We start from the raw sequence: 9,632 nt of genomic DNA, 5'->3' as shown, positions 1-9,632 counted from the left end.
CGGTGCGTTGGACGCAACCAACGCCACATTGGGGCGCTTGGGGCCGGGGCTAGCGGAGGAGGCCTTCGCGGATGGCGACGCGCACGAAACCCGCGCGCCGCCGTTCGCCGGTCTTGTCGCGGATGCGGTCCAGGTAGGACCGGACCGTGCGGACGCTGATGTTGAGGATTTCCGCCACGTCGACGTCCCGCTCCCCCGCCGCCACCAGGCGGAGGACCTGCTTTTCCCGCTCCGACAGCACGATCTTCGGGCCGGCGTGCCGCTCTTCGCTGTCCTGGATGATCATCCCGGCCAGCGTCGGGGACACGTACGCGTTGTCGTCGGCGATCGTGCGGATCGCGCGCAGGAGCTCGTCGCCGTCGACGTCCTTGGACAGGAAGCCCTTCGCCCCCGCCTGCATCGCGCCGAGCACCTCCGGCTGTTCCGCGTGCGCGGACACCACCAGCACCTTGTGCCCCATCTGCCCCACTTCCAGGACCGCGGCCGCGTCCTGGACCCCCCGGAGCTTGAGGTCGAGGACGACGACGCTGCCCGCGGGCTGGTCCTGGACCGCGAACCGGGCCACCGAGTCGGCGACCGCGCCGAGCTCGATGTCGGGCGCCTCGGTGAGCACGCGGCTGAGCGCGTACCGGTAGAGCGGGTGGTCCTCGATCACCCCGACCGGGATGCGCCGCGCGGAGTCGGTCATTTGCGGCCGCCGCGCCGGGGGCCGGCCTCGCCGATCAGGCCGCGCCGGATGGCCTCCTTGACCAGGCCCGGCCGCCGCCGTTCGCCGGTCTTGTCGCGGATGCGGTCGAGGTAGCCGCGGACCGTCCGGACGCCGATGCCGAGGATCAGCGCGATGTCGACGTCCCGCTCCCCGGCCGCCACCAGCCGCAGCACCTGCTCCTCGCGCGGGGACAGCTCGGCTTCGGCCGACACGGCGGGCCGGTCGGCGTTGTCCTTCATGATCATCCCGGCGACCACCGCCGAGACGTACGCGCCGCCGCCGGCGACCGTCTTGATCGCGATCAGCAGCTCGTCGGCGTCGACGTCCTTCGACAGGAACCCGCGCGCCCCCGCCGCGATCGCGCCGAGCACGACCTCCGGTTCCGCCTGCGCGGAGACGACGAGCACGTGGTGGCCGAGCTCGCACACCTCCAGCACGGCCGCCGCCCCCGCGACGCCCGGCAGGCCCAGGTCGAGCAGGACCACGCTGCCCGGCGGCTGCCGGTGCACGTGGAACCGGGCGACCGAATCGACGACCGCGCCGAGCTCGACGAAGTCGGCTTCGGCCAGCACGCGTTCGACGGAGACGCGGTACAGCGGGTGGTCTTCGATGACCGCGACCCGGACCCGCCCCTGGTCCAGCTCACCCTCGGTCGGACGCTCTTCTGTCATGTGCACGACTTTCACCCCGTTCCACCCGACGGAGCCGGCCGCCCGGCCGTGGCCGGGTCCAGCGCGGGGCCCGTCGGCACCAATGCCAGCAAACTACCTGTGACCGGCGGTTTGGCGACGCCTCCGTAGCCGAGCGAGGCCAAGGCCTGCGCATTCACCACCGGGTACTTCCGGCCCGTGTCGGTCACCAGGTACGCGGTGACCGAACCGGCTTCGACGACGACGGCTCCCCCCGAGGGAGGTACGAACACCTCGTCCGCCACCCTTGCTTCGGTCCGGGTGGCGACCTGGATGGCTTTGGCCCCAACGGGAAGCGGGAATTCGGCCGAAACGAGCAACCGGCTGCCCTGAACGCACAGCGCCACGGAGTTCCCGGTGATCGGCGCCTTGCCGGGGATGCGGTCGGGGTAGGCGGCCGGATCGGCCCCGCCGGCCCGCGGCGCGCCGACCTTCGCGACCGCGGCGACGTCGGCCGCGCGCACGTCGACCGGCTTCGGCGTCCCTTCGTAGGCGGACGCGTTCGCCTCGGTGGTGACCAGCAGGCTCGCCTCGGTCTGCCCGACCGGCTCGAGCCCGTCCCGGCGCACGAGGTAGTACGACGTGGCGGCGCCGGGCGCGGCCATCGCGTCCACGACGGCGAGGACCTGGCCGACCCGGGTGTCCCGGCCGCCGACCCGGGGCCCCCGGTCGCCGGCGCCGTCGACGGGCAACGCCGTCAGGTCGCGGCCGGCCGGGACGGTGTCGATCCACCGCGACGACACCGCGATCGTCGGGTAGCTGTCGAACTGCAGCGCGGTCGCGGCCTCGTCGCTCAGCTGGTAGCGCCGCCCGCCGGCGAGCAGGAAGCGCTCCCCCTGCGGCAGCCGCACGATCACGCCCTGGTCCCGCGGCAGCTCGACGCCGGACGCGGGCGCGGCGAGCAGGACGGCGGTGCGCGGCTCGGCCGACGCGGGCGCGTCCTGGGTGGTCCGGCTGCAGCTCGTCCAGGGGACGGTCACGAGCGCGTTCGACGACGGCAGCGAGTCGGGCGCGCCGGGGATGCCGATCTGGGTGCCGCGGCCGGCCTTGCCGAGGTTCTCCGGCGAGACGGACACGGTGGTGTCGCCGTTGCCGCCGGCCAGCAGCCGCGCGGAGGCGTAGTTGAGCACCGGGTGCAGGACGCCGTCGGCGCCGAGCACGAACCGCGCGCCGGTGCCTTCCTCGACGATCACCTTGCCGCCGGCCAGCCAGTCCTTGCCGCCGGAGGGGTTGAGCAGCCCGATGATGCCGAAGACGGCGGTGACGAGGAGGGCGGCCACGACCCCGAGGACGGTGCTCAACACGAGTCGCCGGCTGGGTGAGACGGGGTGGTTGGCGTCGGCGGCGACGAGCGCGGAAACGAGCCTGCGGCGGAGGAACTGGTACGCCTGGATCTGGTCCCGCTGCGTCCACACGCTGTTGTGCCCCCGGATGTGTGCGTCATCCTCCCGAGCAGCCGATGCTAGGCACCCGACCGGGGTGCGGCGAGGGTAATTTTTACGCCCACGCGCTATCCGGGCAGGCAGTAGCGTCGGGGCCGGGGAAAGGGGAGCCCGTGTCCGTCGATACCGCCGTCCACCTGGCACCGTCCCGGCCCGCGGCGACACCGCTGCCGTGGTTGCTGCCGATCCGCCCGCTCCAGGCGGCGCTGTGGGAGCTCGCGGCGATCGCGGTGCTGCTCGCCTGGCTGGTCGACGGCGTCGCCCAGCCGGTCAAGCTCGGCGTCAGCATCGGTGCGGGGTTGCTGGTGCTGCTGACGTCGGTCCGCTTCGCGGGTCGGCACCTGGCCGGCTGGGCGGTCACGTGGACGGCGTTCCGGTTGCGCCGCCACGACACCCGCCGCGAAGGCCCGGACCCGCTGTTGAACGTGGCCGGACCGGTGAAGGTCCGCCAGCACGTGGACCGGGCGGGCAACCGGTTCGGCGTGGCGGAGATCGACGGCGGCTGGAGTGCGCTGGTCCGGTTGATGCCCGGCCCGGGAGCGCTGGAACCCCTGGTCGATGCCCTGCGTGCGGCTTACCGGCGAGCGGACATCCCCCTGGCATCGGCCCAGCTGCTGACGTGGGCGATTCCCCGGGGCGACCAGGTGCTGAGGGTCCGCTGGCTGGCGGTCCGCTACCGCCCGGACCAGGCCCCGATAGCGGCGCTGGCCCGCGGAGGCGGCGAGCTGGGAGCGTTGCGAAGCACGGCGTCAGCGGCGTTGAGCTTGATGGGAACGCTGGCGGAGGCCGGATACCAGAGCACGGTCCTGGAGGCAGGAGAGCTGGCAAAAGAGCTCCGGGTGGCGCTGGGCGTCCAGGGAGCGGCAACGACAGAGCCGGACCGCTGGAAGTCCTGGGTGTGGGACGATTCGACACAGATGTGCTTCACCCAGAGGTCCCCGAGGATGCTGGACGTGGCGGTACCGGGGGCGGCCTTCACGGCAACGTCGTACACGCTGACAAGAACGGCGGGAGGCAAGGAAAAGGCGGAGGTGACGGTCCGAGTGGGCGCGCGCCCGGGTGCTCCGGTTCCCGTGCCGCCCTCGGTGGTCCCGCTGCACGGGCGGCACGGGGCCGGGGTCCGGAAGACGCTGCCCCTCGCGCTGGACAGCTGACTCAGTTCACCACGAACGTCCTGATGCTCCGATCAGGCAGCTGAGCGGTGAAAGCCCCGTTCGACAGGGTCACGTCGGTGGACCGCGCCAGGGTCGCGCTGCCACTGGTCACCCAGCTCTGCGCGGCCCCGGAACCGATATCCCGCACAGTGAAAGCAAGATCCACCGCAGCGGTGTTCTTGTTGATCGCCACGATCACAACCCGAGACCCGCTCTTGAACGCGGAGACATAAACATTGGCCTGCGGATTGGCCGTAGCCGTGACCCGCGAGTACCCAGGCCGAACCCACTTCGAGAAGTGCGCCATACAGGCACCCCGCTTGCTGATCTGCCCATCCTCCCGCATCGGACCGTACGACCGCCGGATGTACCACCAAACGTAGGTCTGGAACCGCCCGTCCACCAAAGCCCGGTGCATGTGCTCACCGACGTCGAGAGCCTGCGGCCACAGGTCGGCGGAGTCGGTGCTGTTCGGGTAGTACACCTCAGTCATCCACAACTCCTTACCGCCACCCTTCTGCTGAAAAAGCGAATAGGGCAGATCGGCGAACCGGGTCCCGTAGAGGTGCGCACCGATGATGTCCACATTGGCCAGAGCGGAAGCATCGTTCAAGATAGGGTCGGACATGGCCTTCCGGTACTGAAAAGACTCGGGCGCAATGACCCGGGTACTCAACGACCCGGCATTCTCCCGCAGGAACCGCACGATCTCCGCGGCGGTCCAAGCCGTCCAGTCGTGCGCATAATCCGGCTCGTTCTGCACCGAGATCCCGTACAGGGGCACCCCGTTGTTCGCCATGAACGCGGTGAAGTCGTTGAGGTGCTGCGCATAGGACCCATAGGCGTTGTACCGCAGCCGCTTCCCCCCGGAGAAGCTCTCGGTCATGGAGGCGGGCGGGTTCCACGGCGAGGCGATCACCTTGGCCCCGAGCTGGCTGGCCCGCTTGGCCGTGGCGACCTCGCGACTCCAGTTGTTCCGATCCTCGTGCACCGGAATACGCAGCACGGTGAACCCCAATTGGCCGGTCCCGTTCCCGAACGCGGTCTCCCGCTGAGCGGCGTTGAGATCACTGATCCACACGGTGTGGTTCATCCCGCCGAAGCCCAGGATCGTCTGCTGCACGTTCGACGGCTCGACGACCACCGCACTGGCCGCCGCGGCCGGTGTCCGGCCCGCCAGCACCGGCAACGCGGCTCCCGCGGCCAGCACCGTCCGCCGCCGCAGCGGCGACCCCTCGATCCCGGACCGGTCTCGACGTGAAGTCATGAGCATCTCCCTAAGTCGACTGCCTGCACAGTCTGGGAGCGCTCCCACTGATCAGTATTAACAGCGTTCACGCGCCGGCGTCAACCCCGGACGGCTTCGTACACCCCCGCGATCATCGCCACCACCGGCACCAGCGACAGCAGGACCAGGAACTCCGTCACGTCCAGCAGCCGTGACCAGTACGGCGAACGCAGCCCGCGCGCCACCCGGGTGGCGTACACCAGGCAGAGCACCGCGGCCAGGACGACCGCGCAGCCCGCCGCGAAGATCACCGTGCGGTCACCCGAAGCCACCAGCCACACCCCGGCGCACACCAGCGTCGGCACGCCGAAGCCGACCAGCACCAGCCGCTGCGCGCGGCCCGCGTACGACCGCGACCGCAGGATCCAGGCCACGCCCAGCAGGGCCGCCAGGCCCGCGTCCCACGGCCCACCCGCGGAAAGCACCACCGACGCCGCCAGCACCACCAGGCCGAGGGCCACCAGCAACCCGGTCAGCACCGCCTGGGCCCGGGACGTCCGGCCGATCATCTCCGTGCCCAGCGACGGCTGTTCGTCCGCGCGGAACGCCTCCATGTCGTCCGGGACGCGCGGCAGCGGCAGCCGCGCCAAGCGCAGCGCCAGCATCGGGGCCACCGCCGCCAAGGCCGTGCACAGCACCGCGACCACGGCCGCGGCCGAACCCGCGGAGACGCCGGCCAGCAGCACGACCCCGGACGTCACCGCGCCGAAGCCCGCCGCGCCCGTGATCGCCACGAACCACGGCAGGCGGTCCGCCACCGAGACCGCCGCCAGCACGCCGTACACCGTCACCGCCGCGAACCCCGCGGCCAGGGGGCCCGCCGAGAGCGAGAACAGCGGATGCGGTGGCAGCACCGACATCCCCGCCAGCAGCGCCACGCCGACGCCGGCCAGCGACCCGGCCGCGCCGGCTTCGGCGTCACCGTACGCGCGGCTCAGCGCGCCGCCGCCGAGCAGCAGCACCAGAGCCAGCAGCCCGGTCCCGATCGGGGCCAGGACGCTGCCGGACGCCGCCGCCTGGACCAGCAAGCCGCCCGCCAGCAACAGGACCACGGCCGCGACCAGCCCGGACCGCCGGGCCACCGACGGGCCCCAGCCCCCGGACGTGTCGGCGACGCTGGCGATCGAGTCGACGACGTCGTCGAACAGCAGCGGACCCCGCGGGCGCTCCCGCGGGGTCAGGTGCAGCACTTCGCCGTCCCGGATCTGGGCCGCGGCGACGCTCAGGCCCAAGGCCAGCGGGGCGCCGCCGAGCCGGGAAAGCACCCAGCCGGGGTGCTCGGCCGACGCCTGCCCGGACGCGCCGGCGAGCCGGACCAGCTGCGGCACCAGCTCGGCGAACGTCGACTGCTGCGGCAGGGCGACGTCGACGCGGGCCCGCGGCGTCACCACCGTGACCCGCCGGGTGGTGCCGGTGAGAGAAGCGGTCATCACACGTCTTTCGCGGCCGCGATGACCGGGGCGAACTTGGCGGACGACGCCTCGGCCAGCTTCTGCAGCCCGGCGTTCACCGCTTCCAGCACGATCTCCGAGAGGTTGCGGGCGTCGTACTCGCGGATCGCGCGCGGGTCGATGTCGATCGAGGTGAAGCGGCCGTCGCCGCGGAGGGTGACGGTGACCTCGTTCTGCCGCGAGTGCGCCTTGATCTCCATCGCCTCGACCGTGCGCTGGATCCGCTGGACTTCCTCGGTCTGCTTGCGGACCTGGGAGAGGAGCTCGTCCATGTCGGGCACCGCGTACGGATCGGTCACTGTTGCTTCCCTTCGTGCTGGCGGACGTGGACGCTGGCCACGAACCGCTGGAAACCGGGTGAGAGCCGCCGGGCGGTCGCGGGCGCGGCCGTGCAGGCGAGCTCGAGCACGAGACGCTCGGCCGGCGTGGCGCCGGGGACCGTCAGGTGCACCTGGGTCTGGATCAGCTCGGTGCCTTCGCCGGTGCGCAGCCGCAGCAACTGCATGACGGCGGGAGCGGCCGCGTCGCCGACGTCGCGGCGGCTCAGCACGTCGAGCCCGGCCAGCGTCCGCGAAAGGCGTTCGACGGCTTCGCCCGCGATCGCGTCGATCGTCGTGTCGTCCGGCCGCTGCTGCACGCTCACCGTGATGTTCGGGACGAACTCGCCGGGCGCGGCTTCGTGCACGGCGACGAACACCGCGCCGGAGTCGCCCGGGTCGACCGCGGTCCAGCCGTCGGGGATGACGAAGTCGAGGGGAAGGGTCATCACAGCCCCACGTACGCGACCGCGTCGTCCCAAGCGGCACCGACGGCGTCGGCCGCGTCCGAAGCCGCGTGGCCGACGGCGTCGACCGCCGCGCCGCCGTACTCGCCGATCGTGTGGCCGAGTTTCGGCAGGTCGATGTCGATCTTCGCGCCGACCCCCAGGCCGAGGCCGAGTGCCGCGCCCGCCTTGAAGTTCACCTTGAGGTGCCCGGCGTCGTAGACGGCCTGGGCGTCGAGCTGCGCGCCGAGGCCGTACTGCAGCGTGCCGTTCGCGCCGACGCCGATGCCCGCGACGTCCGCGGCGACTTCGCCTTCGACCTTGCCGCCGACGAAGACGTTCGCGTGCGCGCCGACGCCGTGGGCGCCGATCGTGCCGGACGCGCTCGCCTCGCCGCCGGCGAACACCGTGCCCTTGGCGTGGGCTTCGGCGACGCCCCACGCCTTCTTGGCTTCGGCTTCCCCGTGCAGCGCCGCGAGTTCCGCGTGCCCGGACGCGGAGGCGTCCCAGCCCTTCGACGTGATCTTCCCGTCGTACTCCGGGGACCAGCCGTCCTGCTCGTGCTGGAACTTGTAGTAGGTGATCTCGGTGTTGCGGCCGATCTTCTCCTTCAGCCCGGACGCTTCCGGCTGCCCGAACGGCGTATCCGCCTTCTTCGGCGCCCGGGTGCCTTCGAGGCCGTCCCAGGTCAGCTTCTTCCAGCCGGAGTTGCCGAACCACGACGGCACGGTCCGCGGCCGCTTCCGGCCGTCGAGGGGCTCGCCGTTGAGCCAGTGCAGCTGCCCGCGGGCCCACTTGCCGAGCTCGTGCTCCAGGCGGCCGACGCCTTCGGGCGGGAACAGCTCGGCCAGCGCGTCGGAGAACTCCTCGACGACCTCGCGGGCCGCGGCGACGCTCTGTTCGCCGAGCTGCCGAGCGGCCTGGATGAACGCGCCGACCGAAGCGGAGTTCACCGCGCGGGCCTGCGCCGTCAGCTGGGCGGCGTAGGAGTCGAACTGCGTGAGCACCGAGTCGATGGCGGCTTCGGCGGACTGCACGAGCCGGGCCGCGGTGGCGAGCCGGTTCGCCTGGTCACCGAGTTTCGTCGCCGTGTCGGCGAGCTCCTTGCCGAGCTCGCCCGCGGCCGTCGCGAACGCCGTGTAGGCGTCACCGTCCCAGTCCGCGTGCAGGGCCTTCGCGGACTCGTCGATTTCCTTCGCCTGGCCGGAAACCGCCGTCGCCCGGGTCGCGACCCGCTGCGAGGCCGCGCTCAGCGCCCCGGGGTCCCCGGTGACGCGCCGGCGGCATTCGACGAGCACGCGCCGGTAGCCGGACAGCACGGAGCTGACCACCCCGGACGCGTCGACCACCCCCGAGCCCGCCACCGGCTAGTTCCCGGCCGCGTCGTAGCCGACGTGCTGGCTGAAGTGCTTGCCGTTGAAGTCCAGGTCGATGTCGAGGTCGAAGTCCTGGCCGCCCGGAGCCTCCACAGTGGACTCACCGGTGGTCAGGTTGGTGTGGATGACGACCTCGTCGGCGTGCCCGGCCGCCGGGGCGGGAATCGACGGCGCGGGTGCGGGTGCGGGCGCGGGCACCGAGGGCGTCGTCGCCGGGTGGTCGACGGGGATCCAGCTGTTCGCGGGTGTGGCACCGGTGGCACCGGTGCCGCTGGAACCGCCGCCGGTGGCGAGCGCGGGCGGGGTGTAGTCGGTGAACGAAGGCTGCTGCGGGATCCCCCCGCCGCTCCCGCCCGCCACCGCCTGCTGCCCCGACGGGCTCGCCACCGGCGGCGGGGTCTGCGGCGCGGTGACCGGGGTGCTCCCGATCGACGGCGCCGTCGCACCCGAGCTGCCGGAGGAGTGGTGGAAGAGCTTCTCGATCTCGCCGATGACCTGGGCGAGCGTGGTGACCTGCTGGGCGAGGTCCACCGCGCCGAGCGCCTTGAGCAGCGCGCCGATCGCGGTGATGAACGCCCGCAGCGACGCGCTCGTCGCGGTCGACAAAGCGACCGCCGCCCCGTAGGTCCACCAGTTCGACATCAGCGCGGCGACCGTGGGGTTCACCGCGGAGACGACCGCGCGGTAGGCCTCCTGCGCGGTCTTGATCAGCGTGCCGGAGACGCCGAGCAGCTCGGCGCCCTTCTGGACGACGTTGATG

Annotated in this window: 10 protein-coding genes; 1 reads left to right on the top strand and 9 read right to left on the bottom strand. The window is 72.2% G+C overall.

Going from position 1 to position 9,632, the window contains the following annotated elements; translation table 11 throughout:
- Positions 1 to 49 precede the first annotated feature (49 nt).
- The 3 genes from ACWEVN_RS42980 to eccB are packed head-to-tail and all read right to left on the bottom strand — an operon-like array spanning position 50 to position 2,813.
- The gene (locus ACWEVN_RS42980) at positions 50 to 688 is read right to left on the bottom strand and encodes a response regulator (protein WP_452055120.1); all 639 of its coding nucleotides are present in this window, start codon (positions 686 to 688) and stop codon (positions 50 to 52) included.
- Positions 685 to 1,380, bottom strand: coding sequence for a response regulator transcription factor (locus tag ACWEVN_RS42975; RefSeq protein WP_235190866.1), 696 nt, complete (start codon positions 1,378 to 1,380; stop codon positions 685 to 687). The genes ACWEVN_RS42980 and ACWEVN_RS42975 overlap by 4 nt, the downstream gene beginning before the upstream one ends.
- 11 nt (positions 1,381 to 1,391) lie before the next feature.
- Entirely contained in the window at positions 1,392 to 2,813 is a 1,422-nt protein-coding gene (gene eccB, locus ACWEVN_RS42970) for a type VII secretion protein EccB (protein WP_452055119.1), read from the bottom strand.
- Positions 2,814 to 2,953: 140 nt separating this feature from the next.
- Between eccB and ACWEVN_RS42965 the strand changes: the two genes are divergently transcribed.
- Complete coding sequence (locus ACWEVN_RS42965) at positions 2,954 to 3,994, top strand: type VII secretion protein EccE (RefSeq protein WP_452055118.1); 1,041 nt, start codon at positions 2,954 to 2,956, stop codon at positions 3,992 to 3,994.
- 1 nt (position 3,995) lies between these two features.
- Here ACWEVN_RS42965 and ACWEVN_RS42960 read toward each other — a convergent pair whose 3' ends face one another.
- The 6 genes from ACWEVN_RS42960 to ACWEVN_RS42935 all read right to left on the bottom strand — a co-directional run.
- A complete protein-coding gene (locus ACWEVN_RS42960) occupies positions 3,996 to 5,261 on the bottom strand; it encodes a glucuronoxylanase (RefSeq protein ID WP_452055117.1) in 1,266 nt (421 codons plus the stop codon).
- Positions 5,262 to 5,341: 80 nt separating this feature from the next.
- Positions 5,342 to 6,712 carry a type VII secretion integral membrane protein EccD gene (gene eccD, locus ACWEVN_RS42955; protein WP_449682251.1) on the bottom strand — a complete coding sequence of 457 codons (1,371 nt, stop codon included), beginning with the start codon at positions 6,710 to 6,712 and terminating at the stop codon, positions 5,342 to 5,344.
- Complete coding sequence (locus ACWEVN_RS42950; protein WP_310977180.1) at positions 6,712 to 7,032, bottom strand: YbaB/EbfC family nucleoid-associated protein; 321 nt, start codon at positions 7,030 to 7,032, stop codon at positions 6,712 to 6,714. The genes eccD and ACWEVN_RS42950 overlap by 1 nt, the downstream gene beginning before the upstream one ends.
- The gene (locus ACWEVN_RS42945) at positions 7,029 to 7,499 is read right to left on the bottom strand and encodes a hypothetical protein (protein WP_449682250.1); all 471 of its coding nucleotides are present in this window, start codon (positions 7,497 to 7,499) and stop codon (positions 7,029 to 7,031) included. The genes ACWEVN_RS42950 and ACWEVN_RS42945 overlap by 4 nt, the downstream gene beginning before the upstream one ends.
- Entirely contained in the window at positions 7,499 to 8,860 is a 1,362-nt protein-coding gene (locus tag ACWEVN_RS42940; RefSeq protein WP_452055116.1) for a WXG100 family type VII secretion target, read from the bottom strand. The genes ACWEVN_RS42945 and ACWEVN_RS42940 overlap by 1 nt, the downstream gene beginning before the upstream one ends.
- A 3-nt stretch (positions 8,861 to 8,863) precedes the next feature.
- On the bottom strand, positions 8,864 to 9,632 hold a 769-nt coding region (locus ACWEVN_RS42935; protein ID WP_452055115.1), incomplete at its 5' end, for a hypothetical protein.

The sequence above is a fragment of the Amycolatopsis sp. NPDC003861 genome (assembly GCF_053605405.1).
The sequence above is the reverse complement of the archived record's forward strand: the minus strand, read 5'-3'. Positions and strand labels throughout refer to the sequence as shown.

Coding starts and splice junctions, on each gene's coding strand:
- ACWEVN_RS42980 (WP_452055120.1), bottom strand. CDS start 688: ATGACCGACTCCGCGCGGCGCATCCCGGTCGGGGTGATCGAGGACCAC.
- ACWEVN_RS42960 (WP_452055117.1), bottom strand. CDS start 5,261: ATGACTTCACGTCGAGACCGGTCCGGGATCGAGGGGTCGCCGCTGCGG.
- ACWEVN_RS42945 (WP_449682250.1), bottom strand. CDS start 7,499: ATGACCCTTCCCCTCGACTTCGTCATCCCCGACGGCTGGACCGCGGTC.
- eccD (WP_449682251.1), bottom strand. CDS start 6,712: ATGACCGCTTCTCTCACCGGCACCACCCGGCGGGTCACGGTGGTGACG.
- ACWEVN_RS42975 (WP_235190866.1), bottom strand. CDS start 1,380: ATGACAGAAGAGCGTCCGACCGAGGGTGAGCTGGACCAGGGGCGGGTC.